Consider the following 23,971-nt stretch of genomic DNA (forward strand, 5'->3'; position numbering starts at 1 on the left):
CGTGGATGACTCTCGGCTGGCGAGCTATTTCGCTCGCCGCAGCCCGGAGCAGCCACCGCCACTGCTCGGGCCGCTGGTGAAGCTGGCCGGCGGATGGGCGAGCGACCTGTACACCTTCACGCTTTCGGACTCGGCTGAGGCTCTCGCGACGACGATGGTGCTCAAGACGTACGCACCGGACACGCGTGGCAGTGCGCACGCCACCCGGGAGTGGCGTGTGCTCACCTGGCTGCGCGGCCTGAACTACTCCGTGCCACGCGTCATTCTCTACGAACCGGACACTCACCACCTTGGGCGGCCGTTCATCGTGATGGAACACCTCGCCGGTGTGCCCTTCTGGTCGGTCATGCAGGCCGCCGATCCAGATGCCCAAGCCCGACTCACCAAGTCGTTCGTCGCGCAGCTGGTCGCTCTGCATGCTCTTGATCCAGAACTACTTGAGCCGACTGCTGTTCGCGCGGATCCGGATGGCTATCTCGACCGGGAACTCGAGCAGATGCGTCGCGACTGCGCGAACTCTCCACGTTCAATCCTGGGTGAGGTCGTGGCATGGCTGGAAGAACGCAAACGGACGGTCGCGTGTGAGCGGCTAGTAGTTCTCCACCGTGACTACCATCCCTGGAACGTGCTGGTGGACAGCGCCGAACACCTCTGGGTGATCGACTGGGACTGGCAGCTCGGCGATCCCCGGTTCGATCTTGCCTGGACCTGCATGCTGATGGAACGCAGCGACTCCCGATCGTTCAGCAGCGCTGTTCGAGCCGAGTACGCACAGCAGAGCGGCCGTCCGCTCGACGACCTCGCCTACTTCGAGGTCTTGACGACGGTCCGCTGGCTGCTGAACGTTCTGCCCGCTGTGGATTCGGACGACCTGCTGGATCCCGCGAAGCGGGTCGACTTCCGCGAGTTCCTGGTCGAGCCGGTACGTCGCGCGCAGACCTTCCTGCACGAACAGACCGGCATCGAAGTAGACCTGCCGATCTAGAAGCCAACCGCCCGCCCCACCCGCGCTCCGGGCCGAGCCACCAACCGTGGGCTTGAACAGGAACCGGTGGCTCGGCACAGGTCATAACTTGTTCAAGCCCACGGTTCGCCCTCCACAGCCCCGGCAACTGGCCTCAGCCAAAGCCCGCCACCCTCAGGCAACCTTCGCCGCGGTGAGCCGGGCCGGTGGCTGAGCTGGATGGCGAGCGCGGACCTGCGCCACTGACCAACTCACTCCAGCGAGGGTTTTTGGGTGGCGGTTGAGCGTGGCGAGGTGGGTGCCGCGGAGGTTGGTCAGTGGTGGCGGTCCGCGAGCGAGGTGGACCAGGCCCACGACGCGTCGTCTCAGCCGACCGCGCCGATGCAGGCCGAGGGGTGGACGCGCTATCCGGTCGATTTTGGGGACCCGGTGACGAAAATCCACCGGCTAACGCACATCGCAGGCGGGACCGCCCGGCGGGACGTCTCAACTGCTGACCGGCGCCCCTTCCCGAACAGCAACCGAACCCAAAGCCCGTCAACCCCAAACAACGGACAGCCGATCACCGACCTCTTCTCGGACGGCAACCAAAGCCCGTCAGCCCTAGGCAACGGACTCGCGGTCACCGGCCTCGCCATCTGGCTCAGCCACTGCGGCGCCCGGCCGTGCTGTCTTTCAGATCGGCCGGTCGCGGCGGGGAACCACAGCGCACGTCTCCGGCCGAGGCCTTTCGGTCTGTACCCCGCCCGACCGCCAAGAGCGGCCGACAACACAGCGCGGCGAGCAGAGCGCATGGCTAAGGGGACGGCGAGCCCAGCGACCGCGATCCCGTCGCCTGGGACTGACGGGCTAGGGCTGAGGCACGGGAAGTGGCACTAGCCGGAAACTCTTCGGCGCCATATGGCGACAAAGTTCCGACCAACACGATCACCTGCACCTGACTGAGCCGCGGCCAACGCCAGGGTGCGGAACATGCGCGGCTCCGGGGGCAGGCGGTCGTACCAGCCTCGCAGCTCGCCGGTCAGTCGGTCAGGGCCGGCGCACTTGCCATCTGTCGAGCGTAACGATCGGCCGCCGCCTTTCCGCCCACGTGCAAAGCTGTGGGGTGGGGTAGACGGCGGCCGATGTCAGGTCAGCGGACGGTGAAGCCGGCCTTGCGGAAGGCGTCGGCGAGGGAACCTTCGTCCATGGGGGTGTCGGACTTCGGGGCGCCTTGGGCCGGGCCGCGTCCGCCGCCTTGGCCGCCGCGTCCACCGGGGCCACGACCGCCGCCACCTTGACCGCCACCGCCACCACCGCTGGGTCCACGTCCACCGCCACCGCCCGGGCCGCGTCCACCGGGACCACGACCGCCACCGCCGCCGCCACCGCCGCCTCGGTTCTCGCGCTGGCCGGGGCCGGAGGTGCGGGCGCCGCCTACCTCGTCGTCGAGGCGGAGGGTGAGGGAGATGCGCTGGCGGGGGATGTCGACCTCGAGCACCTTGACGGTGACGATGTCGCCGACCTTGACGACCTCGCTCGGGTCCTTGACGAAGTTCTTCGACAGGGCCGACACGTGCGCCAGGCCGTCCTGGTGGACGCCGATGTCGATGAAGGCACCGAAGGCGGCCACGTTGGTGACCTGGCCTTCCAGCTTCATGCCGGGCTTCAGGTCGGCGATCTTGTCGACGCCCTCGGCGAAGACCGCGGTCTTGAACGCCGGTCGCGGGTCACGGCCCGGCTTCTCGAGCTCGGCCAGGATGTCGGTGACGGTCGGCAGACCGAACATGTCGTCGACGAAGTCCGCCGCCTTCAGCCGCTTCAGCTCCGCGGAACCGATCAGCGACTTCACGTCGGAACCGGTCGCGTCGAGGATCCGGCGTACGACGGGGTAGGCCTCGGGGTGCACGCTGGACGAGTCCAGCGGGTCGTCGCCACCGGGGATCCGGAGGAAGCCGGCCGCCTGCTCGAACGCCTTCGGGCCGAGCCGCGCGACATCCTTCAACGCCGAACGGGACGCGAACGGGCCGTTGGTGTCGCGGTGCTGGACGATGTTGTCGGCCAGGCCCTGGGTGATCCCGGAGACCCGGGTCAGCAGCGGCGCGGAAGCGGTGTTCAGGTCGACGCCGACCGCGTTCACACAGTCTTCGACGACCGCGTCCAGCGAACGGGACAAGGCGTTCTCGGCCAGGTCGTGCTGGTACTGACCGACGCCGATCGACTTGGGGTCGATCTTCACCAGCTCAGCCAGCGGGTCCTGCAGTCGCCGGGCGATCGAGACGGCACCGCGGATCGACACGTCCATGCCGGGCAGCTCCGCCGACGCGAAAGCGGACGCCGAATACACCGACGCGCCGGCCTCGGAGACGACGGCCTTGGTGAGCTTGAGCTCCGGGTGCTTGGCGATCAGCTCCGCGGCCAGCTTGTCCGTCTCGCGCGACGCCGTACCGTTGCCGATGGCAATCAGCTCGACGTTGTGCGCGGCGGCCAGCGCGGCCAGGGTGGCGATCGACTTGTCCCACTGGTTCTGCGGGACGTGCGGGTAGATGACGCCGGTGTTGACGACCTTGCCGGTCGCGTCCACGACGGCGACCTTCACGCCGGTCCGGAAGCCCGGGTCGAGGCCCATCGTGGCGCGGGTGCCGGCCGGGGCGGCCAGCAGCAGGTCGCGCAGATTCGACGCGAAGACCCGGATCGCCTCTTCCTCGGCGACCTGGCGCAGGCGCATCCGCAGGTCGATGCCGAGGTGCACGAGGATCTTCGTCCGCCAGGCCCAGCGGACCGTCTCGACCAGCCACTTGTCGGCCGCGCGGCCCGAGTTCTCCACGCCGACCTTGCGGGCGATGGTGGTCTCGTACTCGGTCGGGCCGTCCGCCTCGACACCGGCCGGCAGCGGCTCGATGCTCAGCGTCAGCACGTCCTCCTTCTCACCACGGAACATGGCGAGGATCCGGTGCGACGGCATCTTCGTGAACGGCTCGTCGAACTCGAAGTAGTCCGAGAACTTCGCGCCGTCGGTCTCCTTGCCCTCGCGCACGACCGAGGCCAGCCGGCCTTGCGTCCACAGCCGCTCGCGGAGCGCGCCGATCAGGTCGGCGTCCTCGGCGAACCGCTCGACCAGGATCGCCCGCGCGCCGTCCAGCGCGGCCTGAGCATCCGCCACCTCGGCATTCACGAACACCGCCGCGGCCGCCAGCGGCTCGACGTTCGGGTCGGCCATCAGCCCGTCGGCGAGCGGCTCCAGGCCGTTCTCCCGGGCGATCATCGCCTTCGTCCGCCGCTTCGGCTTGAACGGCAGGTAGATGTCCTCGAGCCGCGCCTTCGTGTCGGCCGCCAGGATCGACGCCTTCAGCGCGTCGTCCAGCTTGCCCTGGCTGTCGATCGACTCCAGTACGGCGTTCCGGCGCTCATCGAGCTCACGCAGATACCGCAACCGCTCCTCGAGGGTGCGCAGCTGCGCATCGTCGAGCTCCCCGGTGACCTCCTTGCGGTACCGCGCGATGAACGGAACCGTCGACCCCTCGTCCAGCAGCGTGACCGCTGCCCGCACCTGGTTCTCGCCGACCTCCAGCTCCAAGGCGATCCGCTGCTCGACCGACTGCACCACCACGTTGTTTCCCCTTCACCGACAACTGTCCAACGACCCACAAACCGCTCGCCCCCATACTTCCCCATCCCACCCCCCACCCAGAAACCCGATCCCTCACCCTGTGGACAAACCCCGTGGGACCATCGGGCATGCGTCAGTTCGACAGGTTCGTCCAGCGCACCCTCCGCCCACCCAACGTGGTCCTGCGGATCAGCAGCCTCGTCCTCTCCATCGCCCTCACCGCCCGGGCCGTCGTACACCCGACCCTCGAGAACGTCCTGAGCGCGGCGTGGTTCGTGATCCTGCTCGGCCCGGACGTCGTCGCACCAGGGAGATACCGCGCCTGGCTCGCCGGCCTGGAGCGCAGACACCCCGTCTTGGGCGGCACCTTCGGCGCCCTCATCATGAGCTGCGCCACGTTCCTCCTCCTGCGCTTCTTCCTCGACCGCCCTCTGAGCGCCGTCATCGCGCTGGCCCTAGCCCTGATCGCCGTCACCGCAAGCCTGCTCGGCCGCCGCCGGCGTACAACATGAGCGGCCGCGTGGACTGGCCCGGCCGTGGCCCCACCTGGCTCGGCGTGCCCGCCTTAGTGCTGGCTTTGATCGGCACCGGGATCCTGATCGGCGCGCTCGATCGACGGGACCTGGGTCGCGAGCTGCTCGACGCCGGGACCGCGACCATGGCGACCTCCGTGCAGCTCGACATCTACCCCGGCAAAGGTGACCCAGGCATCGGAGAGGTGCGGGTCGAGTTCGTCGCTGCTGGGCAGCAGATCCGGACCGTGCTGAGCGACCAGGAGGACGATGCGCAAGGGATGCACGACGGAGTGCAGTCACCAGCCGCTGGGACGCGCTACGCCATGCCGCTGCAGATCGTCTACCTCCCGTCCGATCCATCGGTTGCTCTGGCAGCAGTCGACGCGCACCTGTGGGTGGACGACAGTGAAACCCGCCGAGTGTCGATCGGTCTGATCGTCGGCGGGTCCGCACTGGTTGTGGCTGCCATGGTGATGCTCACGATCGGTGCGCGCCGCCGGGGTCTCGCCGGGTGGAAGTGGTACTCCGACGCGCCGGCCGAGCACCGCCGTACCGGCTAGTTCTTCTTGGTGGGGCGCATGACGAAGTAGGCGATGAGGACTGAGGCGCCGACGATGGCGGCCGCTACGGCGAAGGAGAAGTGGTAGCCGTTGGTGAGGGCCTGGAGCGGGTTGCTGCCGGTGCTGTGGGTGGCGGAGAGGGTGGCCAGGATGGCTAGGCCGAGGGCGGCGCCTACCTCGCCCATGGTGCCGATGAGGCCGGAGGCTAGACCGGCGTCCTCGGGCTGTACGTCGGCCATCGACAGACCCATCAGGGCAGGGAAGGCGATGCCACCGCCGAGACCCAGCAGGGTCAGGACCGGCAGGACGTGTACGACGTAGCTGCCACCGACCGGGGCCTGCGTGAAGAGGACCAGTCCGGCGGTCACCAGCGTCAGTCCGGCGATCAGGGGGCGACGGGGGCCGTAGCGGGTGACCAGCTTCTCCGAGTACTTCACCGACAGCAGTCCCATGACCACGGTCGTCGGCAGGAACGCCAGTCCGATCTCCAGAGCGTCGTACCCGAGCACTCGCTGCAGGTAGAGCGAGCCGAGGAAGAAGATGCCGAACATGCCCGAGCTGGAGAGCGCCTGTACGACGTTCGCGCCGGACAGGTTGCGGGAGCGGAAGATGCGCAGCGGCACCAGCGGGTTGGCCGCAGTGGCCTCGCGGACGATGAAGCAGAGCAGCAGAGTGATCGTCAGCAGCGCCAGTGCGACGGTCCGGCCGGCAGTCCAACCCAGCTCAGCCGCAGGCTTGACGATGGTGAACACACCGAGCATCAGAGCCGCAGTGATCAGGACAGCGCCCGGTACGTCGGTACCGCGGCCCATGCCGAGGCCCTTGTCCTTTTCGATCAGCTTCACAGCCAGTACGACGGCCAGAATGCCGATCGGCAGGTTCACGAAGAAGATCCAGTGCCAGCTGATCGCCTGAGTCAGAACGCCGCCTGCGAGCAGACCGATCGATCCACCGGCCGAAGCGACGAACGCGTACATGCCGATCGCCTTGGCCTGCTCCCGCGGCTCGGGGAACAGCGTGACGATCATGCCCAGGATCACCGCTGAGGTGAGCGCCCCACCGACGCCCTGGATGAACCGCGCGATCACCAGCACCTCCTGCGAGGACGCCAGCCCGCACAGCACCGAGGCGATGGTGAAAACGACCAGTCCGGCGATGAAGATGTTGCGGCGCCCGAGCAGGTCGCCGAGTCGCCCGGCCAGCAACAGCAGACCGCCGAAGGCGATCAGGTAGGCGTTCACCACCCACGCCAGCGAGGAGCTGGTGAAGCCGAGGTCGTCCTGGATCGCAGGCAGTGCCACGTTCACCACGGTGACGTCGAGCACGATCATCAACATGCCTGCGCACAGTGTGTACAAAGCCAGCCAGCGCGCGCGGCCGCCCTGCGTGGCCGGCGTGGTCGCCAGGGTGTCGGTCGTCGCGTACATCTGGGTCTCCTTCGTGAGGGCCTTTACACCCTTACGTCGAACCGGAGCGCCTCAGATTGACACATCCCCCGAATCTTTTTCCTCAGACTCAGGCGGTGTTGTCTCAGTTTGGCGCCGCCCGCCACCCAGCCAGTAGGCGATGAGCGCAGGGACCAGTCCGGACCCGATCACCAGCAGCGTCGGCACCTGCGACGCCAGCGCGAACCAGGTGAGCAGCATGACCACTCCACCCGCCACAGCCAGCGACCGCCGCAGCAGGAACAGGTTCGCCTGCCGGAACACGGTCTTCAGGGTCGCGTCGTCGCCCGCATCACGCAGTACCGCCAGACCGCTCAGATAGAGCCCGACGATCATCCCGGTCAGTGGGATGAGGATCACCAGCGCGAAAATCCGCGCAGGTCCGGTGGCGTTCGCCCAGAAGACCAGTCCGAACGCGAGCATCACGCCGCCGACGTACAGGCCGAGTCCGGACAGCCAGAACCGCTTGAACGCCCAGCCGAACTCGCGGAAGTACATCCGCATCAGACCGGTGCGCTCCTGGCTGATCGCCTCCGGCACCATCCGCTGCAGCGCGATCGCCGCCGGGAACAGGGTGACGATTCCGGCGCTCAGCACCAGGAAGGTCAGTTGGAGCAGGAGCAGATCGCCGACCACTGTCAGTTTCGCCAGCACCGCGTTGGTCCGGCCGCCGGTCTGTTCCACTGGTTCGCCTCCTCGTTGTCACGCGCATTCCGGATGTGCCTAGGTTGATCGTATGATCACAAACAATCACCAGAGACCACCAGGCCAGAGAATCGGGAACCGCGCATGCTTGCACCGGAGCGCCACGAGCTGATCCTGCGGAGCCTGCGCCGCCACGGCCGGCTCCGGGTCGCCGAACTGGTCGCCGAGCTGGGCGTTTCCGCGATCACAGTACGCCGGGATCTGGCCGAGCTCGACGGCGCCGGGCTGCTCCGCCGGGTGCACGGCGGCGCGATCGGCACCAGCCCGACCGACCAGAGTGCCCCGGGCAACCGGCTGACGATCGGCATCGTGGTTCCGAGCGCGTCGACGTACTACACCGACGTCATCCGCGGCGCCGAAGCGACCGCGGCCCGGTACGGCGCGCGCCTGGTCCTCGGCGTCTCCGGGTACGACGGGGACACCGAGCTGGAGCGGATCGAGAAGGTCCTCGGGATCGGAGTGGCCGGTCTACTGCTCAGCACCGCGTACGGCGATGGCGACGCGCACCGGATCGGCAGCCGGCTCGAGGAGATCGACGTACCACTGGTGCTGATGGAGCGCGCGTTCGGATTCCCCGATATTGGGCGTGAATACGACCACGTCCGCACGGATCACGCGTACGGCGCCATGCTCGCGCTGCGCCATTTCACCCAGCTGGGCCACCACCGGATCGCGGTCAGCCTGCAGCCGACCGTGACGGCGTACTGGCTCCGCCGCGGTATCGAGGAAGCGGCCACGACCCTCGGCGTGGACATCTACGTGTCGCCGCTCGAGCTCCCGCAGACCGGCGACGACCCGGCGTCGCTGGCCCAGCTCGACGCCTTCCTCACCGAATGCGAAGCCTTCGGCTCCCGCGCGGCGCTGATCCACTCCGACGAGCAGGCCGCCCGCCTGGTCGAACGTGCGATGGAACGCGGCCTGCGCGTGCCCGAGGATCTGGCTGTCGTTGTTTACAACGATGTCACCGCGGCGCTGGCGGTCGTCCCGCTCACCGCCGTCTGTCCGCCCAAGTTCGCGCTGGGCGAGACCGCCTGTGACGTGCTGCTCCGCAAACTCCAGTCCAAGCCAGGCCCGGTCCAGCATTTGTCATTACTTCCCACGCTCAATCTCCGAGCGTCCTGCGGCGCGCAGGCCGCGTCCCTGAGCCGTTGAAACAGTCCGCTGCACGGAACAATGATCGTTCTGGTTCCGGAACTGATCGAAAGTGATCATTCGAGCGTCGAGGTCTTGACGAGGAAAGCCCTTTCCCATACTTTCGCTGCACTTGATGCGAAGGAGTTCCCCTGTGAGACGTTCCGTGGGACTGACGTTGCTGGCCGCGGCCCTTGCCGTTGTGGTCAGCAGTTGTGGTAGCGGGGTGATCGACAAGAGCACGGACGGCGTGGCGCCGGCCGAGGCCACCGGGACGTTGCGGGTGCTGCTCCCGTCGTTCCCGCCCAGCAACGAGGGGCGGCAACAGTTCCAGAAGGTCGTCGACGACTTCCACAAGGCCTATCCGAAGATGAAGGTCGAGCCGGACTTCGCGACGTACAACAACCTGAACGAGAAGATGTCGACCTCGATCGCGGCCGGCATCCCGTACGACGTGATGGTGACCGGCGTCGGCTGGATCCAGCCGTTCGCGTCCAAGCGGATCTTCGCCGACCTCGGCGAGTTCGGGCTGACCCCGGACGTGATCCGGGAGAAGAGCCTCGCGGCGCTGATCCCCGCGGTCACCTACGACGGCAAGATGTACGGCTACCCGCTGCTCGCCGACACCCGTGCGGTCGCGCTGCGCAAGAGCGCGTTCATCGAGGCCGGCCTGGATCCCGAGAAGCCGCCGACGTCGCTGGCCGACATCAAGATCGCGGCCGAGAAGCTGACCAAGCGCGACAAGAACGGCAACATCACCCGGAGCGGTTTCGACCTCGCGTCGGCCACCGGCTTCCGGCAGTCGTTCACGACGTTCCTGGCCTCCACCGGCAAGCCGCTCTACGTCGGCGGCGAGCCGAACTTCGACAACCAGGAGGGGCTCGACACCCTGCTCTGGATCAAGTCGATGATCAACAACGTCCAGCCGTACGGGCAGGTGAACGCCGCCCAGCAGCCGCTGGTCTACTCCGGCGAGGCCGCGATGGGGATCGTCGGCGGCGCCGTCGACTGCAGCACCGGCGGTAAGGGCATCGGCCAGAAGACCTGTGACGACCTGAAGTTCTTCCGCTTCAACAGCGGCAAGGAGATCGAGTACATGGGTGGTGACCTGGCTTCGATCGGTTCCCGCAGCCGGCACAAGGAAGCGGCCTGGGCGTTCATCCAGTCGATGACCCAGCCGAGCACCCTGGACGCGATGGCCAAGCTGAACAAGAAGCTTCCGGCGTACAAGGACGCGGTCAACTCGCCGCAGGCGAAGTCGAACCCGCTGAGCAAGTTCGTCGCCGAGGGTCTGGACCGCGCCGCGAACGAGAACGAGGTCCCGCCGAACTGGCTCGAGATGCGGGGCAACTTCGACATCCAGCTCACCCAGGCGGTCCTCGGACAGAAGGATCCCGCGAAGGTGCTGCACAACCTGGCAGGACAAAGCCGATGAGCACAACACTCGAGCGCCCGGCGCTCGCCACCACGGGCAAGCCGGCGGTGGCCAAGGACAAGGGCACGCTGACCCGCAGTCAGGTCCGGACCGGTTGGGCCCTGCTGTCACCCGCACTGCTGCACTCGGGCATCTTCATCGTCATCCCGGTCATCTCGGTCCTGGTGCTGAGCCTGACCGACTACAGCTTCGGTGACACCTGGTCCTGGGTCGGTTTCGGCAACTACTCCGAGCTGTTCCGCGACGTCGACTTCCTGGCGGCGTTGTGGCACACGGTGCTGTACGCGCTGATCGTGATCCCGATCTCGATGGCGATCTCGCTCGCCGTCGCGATCGGCCTGAACCAGAAGATCCGCGGGATCGGCTTCTTCCGGACCGCGTTCTACGTCCCGACCGTCACCGCGACGGTCGCGGTCGCGACGATCTGGCTGTGGATCTACAACCCGGGCTCGGGTCTGGCGAACGGATTCCTCAGCCTGTTCGGCTTCGCGCCGAACCGCTGGCTGGCCGACCCCGGTACGGCGCTGGGCTCGCTGATGGTCGTCGGTATCTGGCAGGGGCTCGGCACCAAGATCATCATCTACCTGGCCGCGCTGCAGGGCGTGTCCCGCGACCTGCTCGAGTCCGCGGACATCGACGGCGCCTCGCGCTGGCAGAAGTTCCGCAACGTGACGTTGCCGGCCCTCGGCCCGGTGCAGTTCTTCGTGCTGATCACGTCGATCGTCGGCACCTTCCAGGTCTTCGACCTGGTCTACGTGATGACGCGCGGCGGACCCGGCAGCGAGACGCGCGTGCTGGTGCTGGACATCTACCAGAACGCGTTCCAGGACCTCAAACTCGGCTATGCGTCCGCCGAGACCGTGATCATGATGATCGTGATCGCGCTCTTCATCGGCGCCGGACGCGCGCTCCAGAAGGCGGACACCAATGACTAGCGCCACGTTGCCGGCGGTCGCGAGCGCGTCGACCAAGCCGTCGGCGGTCCGGCCCGGCCGGATCCTGCTGTACGTCGTCCTGGTGATCGGCGCGCTGCTGATGATCACGCCGTTCCTGTGGATGGTGCTGACGGCGTTCAAGAGTGAGCTCGAGATCCTCAAGTTCTCGTGGTTGCCTGGTGAGCTGCGGTGGAGCAACTTCACCGAGGCGATGCAGACCGCGCCGTTCCTGCGCTACTTCCGCAACAGCGCGCTGATCGCCCTGGGCGAGACCGCGTTCACGCTGCTCGTCTGTACGACGGCCGGCTACGCGCTGGCGAAGATGCCGTTGCGGGGCGGGAAGTTCATGCTCGGCTACTTCATCGTGCTGCTGCTGGTGCCGTTCCAGATCATCCTGGTGCCGCTGTTCATGATCGTGAAGTCGATCCCGCTGTTCGGCGGCAACAACATCCTCGGCCAGGGCGGCATCGGCTGGCTGAACTCCTGGTGGGGACTCATCATCCCGCTCGGCGCCGCGCCGTTCTTCACCTTCCTGGCCCGGCAGTTCTTCGTCTCGCTGCCGGACGAGCTCGCCCAGGCGGCCCGCGTCGACGGCCTCGGTGAGTTCGGCATCTTCTGGCGGATCATGACGCCTTTGATCAAGCCGGCCCTGATCACCATCGCGGTCTTCCAGATCGAAGCCGCCTGGAACGGGTTCCTCTGGCCACTGATGATCACCACGTCGGACGAGCTGCGACCGCTGCAGCTGGGGCTCGCGATCTTCTCCCAGAACCCGGCCGAGATCCAGTGGCCCTACCTGATGGCCGGTACGGCGCTCGCCACGTTGCCGATGATCATCCTCTTCGTCTTCGCGCAGAAGCGCTTCGTCGAGGGCATGGCCAACGTCGGCATCAAGGGCTGAGGGGTTCAGAAACTCAAACAGGTGCTCACCCCGCCCCGGGTGAGCACCTGCGAGTCCCCCCAACCTTCCGGCGATCCCGAAGAAGCACCGGAGCGTTCCGCTGGCCCCCCACCGGCACGCTCACCCGTTTATCGTCACGGAGCGTCGACCGTTACAGCTTCGTACGGTTTTTTCGCCTTTTCTCCGCACGATTTCTCCCGCGGCAGGCAATCTTCCAGAAATCGTCACGTCACGCAGCGTCACGCTGACGCGGAGTAGTCAAAACTGTCGGCGCGGGTGTGCAGACTGGTCGGATGCCGATCGTTTTCGTGGACCTCGAGACCACCAGCCTCCGTGAACCATGGCTTCCGGGCGGCCGGCAGATCTGGCAGCTCGCCGTGATCCGGCGCGAGGACGATGGCCGCGAGACGACGTACAACCGCTTCGTTCCGCTGCGCGAGCTCGATCTCGAGCGCGCGACCGAGCAGGCGCTGACCATCAGCCGCTTCGAGCGGCACCCGGAGTCGCACGGCTCCGAGGTCGATGTCGCCACCGGCCGCGAGATCGCCGAGCTGATGGTCGAGCTCACCGCTGATCAGCCGGTGTGGGTGGGGGCGGCTCCCTGGACGGACGCGAGCGACGTACTACATCTCATGCATGTCCATGGGCTGATTCCGTTGGAGGCGACCGACGTCCCGTGGGACTTCCGACTGGTGTGCGTGATCAGCCAGCTGCTGGGGCGGACTGCGCTGCCGCCGACTGCTGCGGTGGGGGAGATGGCGGCGATGGTCGGGATCGACCAGTCGGCTTATGCGATTCATGACGCGTTGGCGGATACGTATTTCGTTCGCGACCTGTTCGACGCGCTGGCACGATCAGGGGATGGACGAGCTGGTACGCCGTAATCGGGCCGTGTGGGAGCAGGCTTCGACGAAGCATGTTCGCGAGTACGACGAGCTGCTGGAGGACGCGCGCGGTCGCAAGGAGCTGTTTCCACGGGAGCTGGAGTTGCTGGCGCCGGTGCTCGCGGGAGGGCCGACTGTCGTGCACTTCCAGAGTGGGCACGGGGTGGACGACCCCGCGTTGGTCCGTGCGGGGGCGCGAGCGGTGATCGGGATCGACTACAGCGTGGTCGCGGCGGGGGCGGCACAGCGGCGAGCTGTGGAGCTTGGCGTTCCGTGTCGATACGTGGCGGCCGAGGTTCCCGGCGTACCGGTGCGTGATGGGTGTGCCGATCTTGTTTATACGGGCAAGGGTGCGCTGATCTGGATGCGCGACCTCGACGCCTGGGCGCGGGATGTGGCGCGGGTGTTGCGGCCAGGCGGGAGTCTCTTCGTCTATGAGGCGCATCCGGCCGTGCCGCTGTGGACCTGGGACGAAGACGAGCCGCGGATCCGCCCGGATCGCAGCTACTTCGCCGAATCGCACATCAACGACACGTTCCCCGGCGACGGCGCTCGCGAATGGCAGTGGACGCTCGGCCAGCTCGTCACCGCGATCAGGCGCGCCGGACTGCGGCTCGACGTACTGGAGGAGTACGCCGAGCCGTTCTGGCGACCCGACGACGGGACCACGGCTGCCGCGTGGTCCGGTCGCCTGCCGAACGCCTATGCCCTACTGGCTCACAAGTAGGCCAGCAATGCGGCTTCCTCGCGGTCGAGGTGGGCCGTCAGGAGAGCGACGATGCGGTCGACCTCCGGTAGTAGGTCGGGCTGAGGTGTCGTGAGCAGCTTCTCCAACTCCTCCAGATGTACGGCGAGTTGGTCGTGCTCGGCTTGGAGCGTCGTGATCTCGTCGGACAGTTCGGGGTGCTGCTGGAGCAGTCCGGGGAAGATGCCGCCGGACTCGCCGGTGTGGTGATGGTGCAGTCCCCGGCACAACGTCAGGCAGTTGACGCGCAGTTGCGCGCCGATCCCCGCCGTACCGGAGGTGGCGACCTCGGCCCGGATCAACGCGAGCTCCTGGCGGAACGCGGTGTGGATCCGGACCAGCAGATCGCCGAACGAACCGCCGCCACGCGGGGGCCCGATCTGCTTCTGGGTAAGGGCGATCACGGGCAGCGTGCGCGCCGTACCGGCCTGGTAGTTGCCCCAGCCCTTGTCCGCCTCGACGAGCCGGGCGAACACGTCGTCGCGTTCGGTCCCTTCGAGCGGTACGGCGTCGGCCTGGTAGGTGAACAGTCCGGTCTCGACGGTGCCCTCGGGGTTCGCGAGCAGGTTGAGGTACCAGTCCGGGTGCTTGTCGGAGCCGCCGGCCGAGCCGACGACGAGGACGCGATCGTTGTCGGGGTAGTACCCGATGATCGCCGTGTGCGACCGGCCCGAACGGCGGCCGGTCGTTGTCAAGAGCAACATTCTTCCGTCGGCGAACGGCCCGCTCAGGCGGCCGTCGTTGGCGCGGAACTCAGTGATCAGTGCATCGGTAAAAGGGTTCGGCATTCTCTTCTCTCGGTTGGGGGTACTGCGCTGGTGCGGGTGAGAGAGAGATGCGGGCGGCCCGCGGGCGGCCCCTTCGGCGCTCAGAGAGCGACCGGGAACCCAAACTGTGCATGGCGTAGAGCCGACCCGGTAGTCACGTCGGACACTTTAGACGGACCGCAGGGCCATCACAATGGGGTTTTCTTCGGCCTCCCCCGCCTGGGCGCTCCGGCGAGCGGCAGATGTGATGGCGTGCGGGTCCGGGTGCCCGACAATGGCCAGGTGACCGAGATCCCGCTGCGCGACCGCCTGGTGCAGGCCGGCGTCGAACTCCTCGAGTCCGAGGGGCTGGCAAACCTGTCGCTGCGCGCGATCACCCGCCGTACCGGGGTCTCCCACGGTGCTCCGCGCCGCCACTTCCCGACCCACAACGCGCTCCTGGCCGCGATCGCCGCGACCGGCCTCACCGACCTGGCCGCCCGGCTCGCTCTGCCGTCGACGGGTTCTCCTGAAGACCTCTTGGTCACAGCCGCCACCCGCTATCTGGACTTCGCCGCCGAGCGCCCCGGCATGTTCGACCTGATCTTCCGGCACGACCTTCTCGAGGGAGCCGGCGGCAACCTGCGCGCTCAGTCCCTCCCGCTGCTCAAAACTTTCACCGACCTGATCGCCCAAGCCCACCCGACCGACGCCCCGCTCCGAGCCGTCGCCCTCTGGACGAACCTGCACGGCCTAACCACCCTCCGAGCCACCCACACGCTGGACCTTCTGGAGGACCTGGACGTGCCGACCTTGGTCCGCCATACCGTCCGCATCCATCTGGCCTAATCGCGCCCCATCCAGGTGGCAACGCAGGCCTCGTTGCCCTCGGCGTCAGCCAGCACCCACCACTTCGGCGCGTGCTCGTCGGAGACCAGCCGCCCGCCCGCAGCCAACGCGGCCGCGACCCTGGCCTCGGCCTGATCATGCGGTACGGCGATGTCGAGGTGAATCCGATTGCGCCCCGCCCGGGCAACATCCAGCTGCTGCAACCCGACCGCCGGCCCGCGCCGCAACGGGTCGTACAGGTAGTCGTCCCCGATCTGCCCGTAGCCCAGTACCGCCCGCCAGAACGGCAGCACGTCAGCTCCCACCAGCGCATCCACGGTGATGTTGACGACCTGCACCACACTCGGATCGGCCCGGAGCCTCAACTCCGCCGCCGCCCTCGAGATCCGCCGAGCCAGCTCAACATCCCGCCGCCCCAACGACACCGTCACCCCAGTACGCCGTACATCGATCGCGACGTACTCCGCGCCCTCCCCGGCCACCCGCCCGACCGCAGCCGCGAGCGCCGCTCCCTCATCCAGCGACTCAGTCCGAAAGTGTGCCGACACAAGGTGGTAGACCGACCGCCAGTCCCCAATCCCCTCAGCCGCATGAAACTCCTGAGCCGTCACTCGTGCGTTCATGGCCGTGAACCTATACCGACTGCCGTGAGGCGTAGCGCGAGCGCGCGAACGTCGTACCATCGGAACCGGGGAGGAGCGTGATGGACGGACATGGTTCTGATGCGGTGTTCGTAGGGTCGATTCCTGAGTTCTACGACGAGTACATGGTGCCGATGATCTTCGCGGTGTACGCCGAGGATCTCGCCCGCCGAGTGGTGGAACTCGCGCCGGCTCGGGTGCTGGAGATCGCGGCGGGGACAGGCGTGGTCACGCGGGTCGCCGCGCGGCTGCTGCCCGAGTCGGTGGAGCTGACGGCGACTGACCTCAACCAAGCGATGCTGGACCGAGCTGAGGCGATCGGCACGGAGCGACCGGTGCGCTGGCAGCAGGCCGACGCGATGGAGCTGCCGTTCGAGTCCGCGTCCTTCGACGTGGTCTTCTGTCAGTTCGGAGCAATGTTCTTCCCGGACAAGCCGCAGGCCTTCGCCGAGATGCGCCGCGTCCTGCGCCCCGGCGGCTCGGTGCTGTTCAACGTCTGGGATCGCCTTGAGGACAACGAGTTCGCGGCGACCGTCAACAGCACCCTCGCCGACCTCTACCCGTCCGACCCACCACAGTTCATGGCGCGCACACCCCACGGGTACTTCGACCTGGACACCATCGCGCGCGACCTCGCCGCCGCCGGCTTCACCAGCGCGCCCCACCACGAAACGATCACCGCCCGCAGCCACGCCGCCTCAGCAGAAACAGTAGCCATCGCCTACTGCCAAGGCACCCCACTTCGCGCCGAAATCGAAGCCCTCGCCACCCCCGACCTACTAACTGCAACCGCCGCCTGCGCCGCAGCCCTCACCCACCGCTACGGCCCAGGCCCCCTCGACGCAAAAATCCAAGCCCACATCATCACAGTCCAGGACTAGGCCCGGCTGCTGACGGCATCTGCCCGGATGGGCATTGGTCAGGGGTGGATGTAGAGTCCGGCGCCCTGGTCGAGGCGCATTGACTCGAGGATGACGAAGACGGTGCTGGTGATGAAGACGTCGGCGGCGCCTAGTAGCCCGGTGTACTTCTTGACGACTGGTGCGGCGGCTTGCGCGGAGGCTGTGTCGAGGTAGGCCTTGACTGCGGATTCGGCTGCTCGTCCATCTGGTCTCTGCGCTCATTGCGGCAGCCCAGGACCGGCACCAGGAGGCTTTGGCTGAGTTTGCCGCCGCGGGCAAAGTCCAGGCGGGTGCGCATGCACTGACCCAACGCCTGGCCGCCGGGACAATCGTCACCCAGGTCCGCGCAGGGCTCCTCGACCACGCCGCAGCGCTCCGCGCTCTCGAGTCGACGGACATCCTGACTCGGATCGAAGTGAATCTGCTGGCCGCTCTGAACCATTGCGATCTCGGCGATCAGCGCGCAGCCACGACCGCGCTCGAGCAGGCCCTCGACCTGGCTGAGCAGGACCGCCTGATCCTGCCCTTCCTGATCACGGGCGCCTGGAAACTCCTCAAGGCCCTCCCGGCTTGGGAGACCGCGCACGCCGCGCTTATCGCCGACATCCTGGACGCGGTGCACGGCGAGGTCCCGCGGGCCGATCCGCTCAGCCCTGGTGAACTGCGAGTCCTCCGCTACCTGCCCACCAACCTCACCCGCCCCGAGATCGCCGGCGAACTGCTGATCTCCCTCAACACGGTCAGCACGCACATCCGCAGCATCTACGCCAAGCCCGGCGCCACCGACCGCACCACGGCCGTCCAGCGCGCCCGCGCTCTCCGCCTGCTGTCCAGCCGTCCGTGACCGAAGTGGACTGACAGATCGCCCTCGCGGCGCTTATGCTTTCCGGGATGAACAACAACTCCTCGTACGGATCGGGGGAATCGTTCGCGCAAGGTGAGTGCTGATGGCACCTACCGCGACCACGATTCCGGCCCGCCTGTTGATGTGGCAGCGCGTGCGCGAGTACGCCGTACCGCTGTCGATGATCGAGACCGCCACCGCACGACGTGTGGCCGGCGACTGGGCGGGGGCTTGTGCCGCCGCTCGGGTCGACGTTGATCTCGATCTGCGTGCTGTGCGCGACCGGCATGGCACTGAACTCGTCACTCGCCTTCGTGCGGATCTGCGGCGGTTGGCGCCGGATCTGCTCCGCTGGCACATGCCACGGATCGCTCCGGACGGACGGCTCCGGCCTGGGCTGACGGTCGCCCTGAGCCGCTATCTGAGTGGTGGCGTGCAGTTGGTGATGCGGACCCCGCCGACCTGGGCGGGTGCCGGGCAGCGGATGTCGCTGGCGCTCTGGGAGGCGTCCGGGGCCGCGCAGCATCCCAGTCGGCGTTTCCGGCTCGATCTGCATCGGCATCTCTGGGACTCCAGTCGGTACGGCGAATTGGCGTCGCGGTGCGGTTTTTCGACGACTGACGTGGCTGGCGGCTCTTGGGCGTCGGACCGGTGGGCTGCGGAGGCTGAGCTGCTGTTCGGCTCTGAAGAGCGTGCTCGCGGACTGTTCACCGTGCGGCTGGGTGCGCGGGAGCGCGTCGTACTGGAGCTTGTTGCTCCTGACAACCATCACGTGCCGACGGTCCGCCCGCTTCGGGACGGGTTGCCGCCGCAGGAGATCGCGGCCCTGCCGGTACTGCCGGAGGCGGCGGCGCGGGTCCTTCCGGATCTGGAGCTGTTGCGGGCTGGTCTTGTTGCGCCCGACCGGCTGCATCCCCTTATTTCCAAGGCGTTGGCGGTGGCCGGGCCGGTCGCTGACTCCGACCGGCGGCCTGGCGACCCGCACCGGGTGGAGTGCCGAGGCGAGATGCACCGGATCGAGCTGCGCGACGGCGTACTGGCTGCGGTTGATCACGACCCGGAGCAGCTACGTCGGGAAGAGCTACTGGTTGCGCTCGGCGGGCCGCCACTGCCGTGTCTGCGTGCAATAGACGCCGTACTGCGTGATCCGGAGGCACTGCCCGCGGTGCGCGAGCGCCTCGACCATGGCGACACCACCGGGGCGTTCGACGTTCTCGAGGGGCTGCTCGGGCCTGGTGCGGTGCTGCGCGACGGTCCGCTCCGGGAGGAGCTGAGGTTGGCTGCGGATCGCCGCGTCGACCATGGCGTCTTCCGCTCGGGGCTGGTCTCGGCGACCGGTGTTGCCGGGGCGGGACCACTACCGCGTAGGCCCCGGCCGAACCGCCGGGTACCTGTCGCCCAGCGCCTCAAGCGCGGGCGCCGTATCGGCTTGGCCTAACTCTCTGGATGGGCCCTGCCCGTCCCTGATCACACTCCAGGTGATGCATATGACTCTGCCCACTTTTCCCCGACTCGACGTTGCCGAGGACCTTCTGGCCTTGCTGCGCACGACTACTACTGAGCCGCGTCCTGACGAGCAGCTCGAAGCCCTCACCCTGGCTGTCGCGGCTGACCTGCCCGTACTGCTCTGGGGTGAACCAGGCATCGGCAAGACCGCTGCCCTGACTCAGCTCGCCGCCTCTCTCGACCTACCGCTGAAGACCGTGATCGCCAGCGTCCACGAGCCGACCGACTTCTCCGGCCTGCCCATCGTCGGCGACGACCCGACCGTGCAGGGCGTGCCGATGGCTCCGCCGCAGTGGGCGGTGGAACTCGTTCGGGCCGGACGCGGGCTGCTGTTCCTGGACGAACTCTCCACTGCTACTCCGGCCGTCCAGGCCGCACTGCTCCGGGTCGTTCTGGAGCGGCGAGTGGGGGCGCTGCAGCTACCGCCAGGCGTGCGGATCGTGGCCGCTGCCAACCCGCGCGCGTCGGCCGCAGACGGGTGGGAGCTCAGCCCGCCGCTGGCGAACCGGTTCGTGCATCTGTACTGGGTGCACGACCGCGAGGTGGTAGTGCGCGGGCTGGGCGGTGTCTGGCCGCGGGCCGAGCTGCCCATGCTGGTTCCGGAGCAGCTGCCGGCGGCAGTGGCGTACGCCCGGCGGGCAGTCTGCAGTTTTCTGGAAGCCAGGCCGACGCTGATCCACCGGCTGCCGAGCACCGAGACGAAACGCGGCAGTGCGTGGCCCTCGCCGCGGAGCTGGGAGGCCGCGTTGACACTGCTGGCCTTCGGTACGGCGGCCTCCGTCTCCCGAGAGGTATTGGCGCTACTGGTGCGGGGCGCGGTGGGGGACGGGCCGGGACTCGAGCTGCTCGCTCATCTCGACCGGATGGAGCTGCCAGACCCGGAGTCTCTGCTGGCCGACCCGTCCGCTGCCGATTTGCCCATGCGAGGTGATCTGCGACAGGCCGCGCTAGAGGCAGTGGTAGCCGCCATTGGAGCGCGGCCGCAGCGGGAGCGCTGGGACGCGGGTTGGGCGGTGCTCATCCGGGCGCTGGAGACCGGCGTACCGGATCTGCTGGTCGCACCGGCCATGGCACTCGCCGCACTGCGCCGCGACGACTGGGAGGTGCCGGAGGAGGTGGAACGGCTCACTGGGGTGGTCGACATCGCCCGGCGGGCGGACCAGTCGGTCGAGCGCGTCACAGCGGGTGTGGGCCGATGACAGGGGCCGTGGCACCTCTGCCACTGGACATGGAGAAGCTGCTGACCGCCCGGCTGCATGCGGTGAAGGTCCGTCCCTACCTGGCGGGCGCACTCTTCGCGCTGCAGATAGTGGAGGACCGGTCGGTGCCGACCATGGGCGTGGATGCGCACTGGCGTTGCTACGTCTCTCCCGGCTTCGTGGCGCGCACTCCTGTGGAGGAGCTGGCCGGTGTCTGGGTGCATGAGGTCTCCCACCTGCTCCGAGATCACCATGGCCGAGGCGACCGGTATGCACGGGAGCACGAGGAGTACGGGCCGGGCGAGCGGCTGCGGCGGAACATCGCCGCCGACCTGGAGATCAACGACGACATCTACGGCGACGGCCTGCTCGTACCCAGCGGAGCGCTACTCCCGTCACCGCTCGGTCTCCCGGTCGGCCTGCTGATGGAGGAATACCTCCGCGGTACGTCGCTGTACGGGCTGACCGTCGAGGCGGCCTGGCTGGACTGCGGCAGTGGAGCAGATGGCTACGGCCGGCCATGGGAACTCGGACCGGACGGCGCACACGGGTTGAGCCGCCAGGAGCGCGACGCAGTCCGCTTCCGGGTCGCCGAGGGAATCAAAGGCCGGCCGGGCGACACCCCGCAAGCCTGGCGCCGGTGGGCAGACGAGGCGTTCCATCCACCGCAGCCGTGGCGGCAGCTACTGGGAGCAGCGATCCGCTCCGCCGTGAGTGCGTCGGGAGCGGGCGACAACCACAGCTACCGGCGCCCGTCCCGACGCTCGGCTGCGCTGCCCGGCGTACTGCTCCCAAGCCTGCGACGGATGCCGCCCCGGGTCTGCATCGTGATCGACACCTCAGGGTCCGTCAGCGACGCCGAGCTGGGCAGCGCACTGCTGGAGGTGGCAGCGATCTCGCGAGCAGTCGGCGGCCGCCGCGACCTGGTCTCGGTGATCTCCTGCGACGCTACAGCCGGCGTGGCCGTCCCGCTCTGTCAGGCCGAGCACCTGGAACTGATCGGCGGCGGCGGAACAGACCTACGCGCCGGGTTCGCCGAAGCACTCCGAACCCGCCCCGACGTCATCGTCGCCCTGACCGACGGCCAAACCCCCTGGCCCTCCGCCCAACCCGCTTGCCGCACCGTCGTCGGCCTCTTCCCCCGCCCAGCAACCGACGAGGATGAGGACGACCCCGACTACACTCCCGGCAACCCACCCTCCTGGGCCCGGGTGATCACCATCAACTGATGGACCCGCGGTGTGCGGGGGAGCGGGCCATGACGGAGAGGCCGATGACGGCGAGCAAGCCGAAAGCTGCCGGTACGACGAACACCAGCGGCAGGCCGATGCTGTCAGCTGCGATACCGGCGGCCGCTCCGCCGAGAGCCGAGGCCAGCGCGGTGGAGCTCAGGAAAATGGCGGACGCGGTGGCGACGGCTGTCGGGAGAAGGCGCTGCGCGACGATGATTCCCAGGGCGGCGAAGATTCCCCACACGCCGCCCATCAGGATCTGTCCGGCGAACAACCCGGCGGCAGTGCCGGTCGTGGCGAAGCAGATGTTGGCGGCGACCCCGAATGCCGCGCCGACCACCATCAGCTTCATCATCGCGACCCGGCGCGCCACGACGACGACCACGGGCATGATGGCGAGCTCGACCAGTGGCTGAATGCCGATGATCGCTCCGCTGAGCCCGGACGGGAATCCGCGTTCCCCGTTCATGTAGAGCGGCAGATACGCGTACTTGACGGGCTCTCCGGCGTACACCAGGACGTAGAGCGCAGTGAAGGCCAGCAGCGGGAGCATCGCGCGCAGGCCGGGGCCTTGGGCAACGGATTCCTTCGTGATCGCGGCGGGTGGCGTTCTGAACCCGGCGAGCGGAACGAGCTGGACCAGCGTGCAGACCGCCGTCGCGACCAGCATCGCCCGTAGCGAGGTCTGGGCTGCGAGGAAGGATCCGGCGACCGGACCGACCACCCAGCCGCCGGTCAGGGCCATCCGCACGATGGCGACCACGCCGTCGTTGCCCGGGTCCGGGTGAGCCTTCAGCTCGTCGTGGAGGAGCGCGAAGAGCTGGGAGGTGGCGGCGCCGGCGAAGCCGAGCACCACCGCGCTGATCACGTACGGCATCCACAGGTGGATCGAGAACGCGATCCCCACCCAGCCAGCGAACCCTGCCACGGCGCAGGCACGCAACAGGCCAAGACGTGCGCCCGTGCGGTCCGACCGAGCACCGACCAGGTAGCCGGCCACCGGCGCGGTCAGATTGGTCAGATAGAACAGTCCCGCTTGGGTCAGCGAGGCGCCGAGGTTGTTGACCAGGAACGACGCGATCTGGGGTGCGGCCGCCGAGAACCCGAGGCCGGACAGGAACAGCGCAACGGTCGCGCCGCGGTACAACGGGGAAGCGAGCGTCAACCGCAGCGCCGACGTACGCGCAACTGCCGTCGGCGGCACTAGCGGGTGCTCTGTCGTACGACGAGCTCGACCGGGAACTGCCGGCGATAACCAGGTGCCGGATTCCCCTGCAGTAGCAGCTGGGTGGCGGCCGCGGCCATCTCCTCGACCGGCAACCGCATCGTGGTCAGCGGCGGATTGGTGCACACCGCGGCAATGCTGTCGTCGAAGCCGATGATGCTCACGTCCTCGGGAACACGCCTGCCGCTGGCCGTGATCGCCTGGACGGCCCCAGCAGCCATCAGGTCGCAGGCAACGAACATCCCGTCGATGCCCGGGTCGCGCTCGAGCAGTTCCCGGGCCGCGCGATAACCACCTTCGCGGAGGAAGTCGCCGTACAGGCTGATATCGGTCAGGCCCAGTTCCCGCACTGCCCGCAGGTATCCGCTCCGCCGGTCGATGCCACACGGATTGAGCGCGGGACCGTGAATAGCGGCGATCCGGCGACAGCCCAACTCGTGCAGCTGCCTGACCGCCGCGTACGCGCCTCCCGCGTTGTCCGCCTCCATACCCGGAACTGACGACGCCGTCGGCACAATCGACACCGTCCGGCGGCAGTGGCGGTGAAACTGGGTGGCCAACTCCGGAGTCACGTCCGCGAGAACGGCCCCGAGACTGGTGTTCGCAGCGATCCGCTCGAAGACCCCGGCCGCCTCCAGCGGACCCACTGCGTGCAACTGCAACTGCGCGCCGACACCCTCAACCACAGGCATCATGCCGGCCAGCACCCGACTGAAGTACGGATGAGTCCCCAGCCAGCCACTACCCGTCCCGTACGTCACCGCGATCACATCAACCGTCCGCTGCCGCCCGGACGCCAGCGCCCGAGCAGTCTCGTTAGGCCGATACCCCAACTCGTCCACCGCCGCCCGAACCCGCGACCGCAACACCCCCGAAGCCCCCGGCGCATCATTGATCACCCGCGACGCCGTAGCCCGCGAAACCCCCGCAGCCCGAGCAACATCCTCAATCGTCGGCCTCAAGCGACCCATCACACCCCGCCTCTCCATCACGCCCCACGCCTCGGGACCCTAGCCCC

The 23,971-nt window shown here is 67.9% G+C and carries 22 protein-coding genes; 15 read left to right on the plus strand and 7 right to left on the minus strand.

The window, feature by feature from the left end:
• Position 1: 1 nt before the first annotated feature.
• Positions 2-985 (plus strand): phosphotransferase, encoded by a 984-nt coding sequence (locus tag OG474_RS18540; RefSeq protein WP_405063577.1) that lies wholly within the window; start codon positions 2-4, stop codon positions 983-985.
• Between the two features lie 1,111 nt (positions 986-2,096).
• On the opposite strand, the gene OG474_RS18545 is transcribed toward OG474_RS18540, so the two are convergent.
• Entirely contained in the window at positions 2,097-4,553 is a 2,457-nt protein-coding gene (locus tag OG474_RS18545) for a Tex family protein (protein ID WP_405063578.1), read from the minus strand.
• A 128-nt stretch (positions 4,554-4,681) separates the two neighbouring features.
• Here OG474_RS18545 and OG474_RS18550 point away from each other — a divergent pair, with 128 nt between their 5' ends.
• A complete protein-coding gene (locus OG474_RS18550; RefSeq protein WP_405063580.1) occupies positions 4,682-5,065 on the plus strand; it encodes a hypothetical protein in 384 nt (127 codons plus the stop codon).
• Positions 5,062-5,628, plus strand: a complete 567-nt coding sequence (locus OG474_RS18555; RefSeq protein WP_405063581.1) for a hypothetical protein — start codon at positions 5,062-5,064, stop codon at positions 5,626-5,628. Before OG474_RS18550 ends, OG474_RS18555 begins: the two co-directional genes overlap by 4 nt.
• Here OG474_RS18555 and OG474_RS18560 read toward each other — a convergent pair.
• Both OG474_RS18560 and OG474_RS18565 read right to left on the minus strand, forming a co-directional pair.
• Positions 5,625-7,055, minus strand: a complete 1,431-nt coding sequence (locus OG474_RS18560; protein WP_405063582.1) for an MFS transporter — start codon at positions 7,053-7,055, stop codon at positions 5,625-5,627. The two genes, OG474_RS18555 and OG474_RS18560, sit on opposite strands and share 4 nt — an antisense overlap.
• Before the next feature lie 51 nt (positions 7,056-7,106).
• On the minus strand, positions 7,107-7,757 hold the full coding sequence (locus OG474_RS18565; RefSeq protein ID WP_405063583.1) for a DUF624 domain-containing protein: 651 nt from the start codon (positions 7,755-7,757) through the stop codon (positions 7,107-7,109).
• Between the two features lie 105 nt (positions 7,758-7,862).
• Here OG474_RS18565 and OG474_RS18570 point away from each other — a divergent pair, with 105 nt between their 5' ends.
• The 6 genes from OG474_RS18570 to OG474_RS18595 all read left to right on the plus strand — a co-directional run bounded on the left by OG474_RS18570 (position 7,863) and on the right by OG474_RS18595 (position 13,791).
• Positions 7,863-8,930, plus strand: a complete 1,068-nt coding sequence (locus OG474_RS18570) for a substrate-binding domain-containing protein (protein WP_405063584.1) — start codon at positions 7,863-7,865, stop codon at positions 8,928-8,930.
• A gap of 133 nt (positions 8,931-9,063) precedes the next feature.
• On the plus strand, positions 9,064-10,344 hold the full coding sequence (locus OG474_RS18575; RefSeq protein WP_405063585.1) for an extracellular solute-binding protein: 1,281 nt from the start codon (positions 9,064-9,066) through the stop codon (positions 10,342-10,344).
• Positions 10,341-11,279, plus strand: a complete 939-nt coding sequence (locus OG474_RS18580) for a carbohydrate ABC transporter permease (RefSeq protein WP_405063586.1) — start codon at positions 10,341-10,343, stop codon at positions 11,277-11,279. The genes OG474_RS18575 and OG474_RS18580 overlap by 4 nt, the downstream gene beginning before the upstream one ends.
• A complete protein-coding gene (locus OG474_RS18585) occupies positions 11,272-12,180 on the plus strand; it encodes a carbohydrate ABC transporter permease (RefSeq protein WP_405063587.1) in 909 nt (302 codons plus the stop codon). Before OG474_RS18580 ends, OG474_RS18585 begins: the two co-directional genes overlap by 8 nt.
• Positions 12,181-12,473: 293 nt before the next feature.
• The gene (locus OG474_RS18590; RefSeq protein WP_405063588.1) at positions 12,474-13,064 is read left to right on the plus strand and encodes a hypothetical protein; all 591 of its coding nucleotides are present in this window, start codon (positions 12,474-12,476) and stop codon (positions 13,062-13,064) included.
• Positions 13,042-13,791 carry a class I SAM-dependent methyltransferase gene (locus tag OG474_RS18595; protein WP_405063589.1) on the plus strand — a complete coding sequence of 250 codons (750 nt, stop codon included), beginning with the start codon at positions 13,042-13,044 and terminating at the stop codon, positions 13,789-13,791. The genes OG474_RS18590 and OG474_RS18595 overlap by 23 nt, the downstream gene beginning before the upstream one ends.
• Here OG474_RS18595 and OG474_RS18600 read toward each other — a convergent pair.
• The gene (locus OG474_RS18600) at positions 13,782-14,597 is read right to left on the minus strand and encodes a nitroreductase/quinone reductase family protein (protein WP_405063590.1); all 816 of its coding nucleotides are present in this window, start codon (positions 14,595-14,597) and stop codon (positions 13,782-13,784) included. The two genes, OG474_RS18595 and OG474_RS18600, sit on opposite strands and share 10 nt — an antisense overlap.
• A 261-nt stretch (positions 14,598-14,858) precedes the next feature.
• Here OG474_RS18600 and OG474_RS18605 point away from each other — a divergent pair, with 261 nt between their 5' ends.
• The gene (locus tag OG474_RS18605; RefSeq protein ID WP_405063591.1) at positions 14,859-15,404 is read left to right on the plus strand and encodes a TetR/AcrR family transcriptional regulator; all 546 of its coding nucleotides are present in this window, start codon (positions 14,859-14,861) and stop codon (positions 15,402-15,404) included.
• Here OG474_RS18605 and OG474_RS18610 read toward each other — a convergent pair.
• The gene (locus tag OG474_RS18610; protein ID WP_405063592.1) at positions 15,401-16,027 is read right to left on the minus strand and encodes a VOC family protein; all 627 of its coding nucleotides are present in this window, start codon (positions 16,025-16,027) and stop codon (positions 15,401-15,403) included. The genes OG474_RS18605 and OG474_RS18610 overlap by 4 nt on opposite strands.
• Before the next feature lie 104 nt (positions 16,028-16,131).
• On the opposite strand from OG474_RS18610, the gene OG474_RS18615 reads away from it, so the two are divergent.
• The 5 genes from OG474_RS18615 to OG474_RS18635 all read left to right on the plus strand — a co-directional run bounded on the left by OG474_RS18615 (position 16,132) and on the right by OG474_RS18635 (position 21,725).
• Positions 16,132-16,926 carry a methyltransferase domain-containing protein gene (locus OG474_RS18615; protein ID WP_405063593.1) on the plus strand — a complete coding sequence of 265 codons (795 nt, stop codon included), beginning with the start codon at positions 16,132-16,134 and terminating at the stop codon, positions 16,924-16,926.
• A gap of 274 nt (positions 16,927-17,200) precedes the next feature.
• Positions 17,201-17,791, plus strand: coding sequence for a LuxR C-terminal-related transcriptional regulator (locus OG474_RS18620; RefSeq protein ID WP_405063594.1), 591 nt, complete (start codon positions 17,201-17,203; stop codon positions 17,789-17,791).
• 103 nt (positions 17,792-17,894) lie between these two features.
• The gene (locus tag OG474_RS18625) at positions 17,895-19,229 is read left to right on the plus strand and encodes a hypothetical protein (RefSeq protein WP_405063595.1); all 1,335 of its coding nucleotides are present in this window, start codon (positions 17,895-17,897) and stop codon (positions 19,227-19,229) included.
• A 49-nt stretch (positions 19,230-19,278) separates the two neighbouring features.
• On the plus strand, positions 19,279-20,496 hold the full coding sequence (locus OG474_RS18630) for an AAA family ATPase (protein WP_405063596.1): 1,218 nt from the start codon (positions 19,279-19,281) through the stop codon (positions 20,494-20,496).
• Positions 20,493-21,725 carry a DUF2201 family putative metallopeptidase gene (locus OG474_RS18635; RefSeq protein ID WP_405063597.1) on the plus strand — a complete coding sequence of 411 codons (1,233 nt, stop codon included), beginning with the start codon at positions 20,493-20,495 and terminating at the stop codon, positions 21,723-21,725. The genes OG474_RS18630 and OG474_RS18635 overlap by 4 nt, the downstream gene beginning before the upstream one ends.
• On the opposite strand, the gene OG474_RS18640 is transcribed toward OG474_RS18635, so the two are convergent.
• Positions 21,718-22,932: an MFS transporter gene (locus OG474_RS18640; protein WP_405063598.1), complete on the minus strand. Its 1,215-nt coding sequence runs from the start codon at positions 22,930-22,932 to the stop codon at positions 21,718-21,720. The genes OG474_RS18635 and OG474_RS18640 overlap by 8 nt on opposite strands.
• Positions 22,932-23,942 (minus strand): LacI family DNA-binding transcriptional regulator, encoded by a 1,011-nt coding sequence (locus tag OG474_RS18645; RefSeq protein ID WP_405063599.1) that lies wholly within the window; start codon positions 23,940-23,942, stop codon positions 22,932-22,934. Before OG474_RS18645 ends, OG474_RS18640 begins: the two co-directional genes overlap by 1 nt.
• Between the last annotated feature and the right edge of the window lie 29 nt (positions 23,943-23,971).

The sequence above is a fragment of the Kribbella sp. NBC_01505 genome, from assembly GCF_045040285.1.
Classification (GTDB): domain Bacteria; phylum Actinomycetota; class Actinomycetes; order Propionibacteriales; family Kribbellaceae; genus Kribbella.

Bases quoted from the DNA above. Each gene is read 5' to 3' on its own strand.
- OG474_RS18550 (WP_405063580.1), top strand. From the start codon at position 4,682: ATGCGTCAGTTCGACAGGTTCGTCCAGCGCACCCTCCGCCCACCCAAC.
- OG474_RS18555 (WP_405063581.1), top strand. From the start codon at position 5,062: ATGAGCGGCCGCGTGGACTGGCCCGGCCGTGGCCCCACCTGGCTCGGC.
- OG474_RS18560 (WP_405063582.1), bottom strand. From the start codon at position 7,055: ATGTACGCGACGACCGACACCCTGGCGACCACGCCGGCCACGCAGGGC.
- OG474_RS18570 (WP_405063584.1), top strand. From the start codon at position 7,863: ATGCTTGCACCGGAGCGCCACGAGCTGATCCTGCGGAGCCTGCGCCGC.
- OG474_RS18580 (WP_405063586.1), top strand. From the start codon at position 10,341: ATGAGCACAACACTCGAGCGCCCGGCGCTCGCCACCACGGGCAAGCCG.
- OG474_RS18585 (WP_405063587.1), top strand. From the start codon at position 11,272: ATGACTAGCGCCACGTTGCCGGCGGTCGCGAGCGCGTCGACCAAGCCG.
- OG474_RS18590 (WP_405063588.1), top strand. From the start codon at position 12,474: ATGCCGATCGTTTTCGTGGACCTCGAGACCACCAGCCTCCGTGAACCA.
- OG474_RS18595 (WP_405063589.1), top strand. From the start codon at position 13,042: ATGGACGAGCTGGTACGCCGTAATCGGGCCGTGTGGGAGCAGGCTTCG.
- OG474_RS18600 (WP_405063590.1), bottom strand. From the start codon at position 14,597: ATGCCGAACCCTTTTACCGATGCACTGATCACTGAGTTCCGCGCCAAC.
- OG474_RS18610 (WP_405063592.1), bottom strand. From the start codon at position 16,027: ATGAACGCACGAGTGACGGCTCAGGAGTTTCATGCGGCTGAGGGGATT.
- OG474_RS18625 (WP_405063595.1), top strand. From the start codon at position 17,895: ATGGCACCTACCGCGACCACGATTCCGGCCCGCCTGTTGATGTGGCAG.
- OG474_RS18630 (WP_405063596.1), top strand. From the start codon at position 19,279: ATGACTCTGCCCACTTTTCCCCGACTCGACGTTGCCGAGGACCTTCTG.
- OG474_RS18635 (WP_405063597.1), top strand. From the start codon at position 20,493: ATGACAGGGGCCGTGGCACCTCTGCCACTGGACATGGAGAAGCTGCTG.
- OG474_RS18645 (WP_405063599.1), bottom strand. From the start codon at position 23,942: ATGGAGAGGCGGGGTGTGATGGGTCGCTTGAGGCCGACGATTGAGGAT.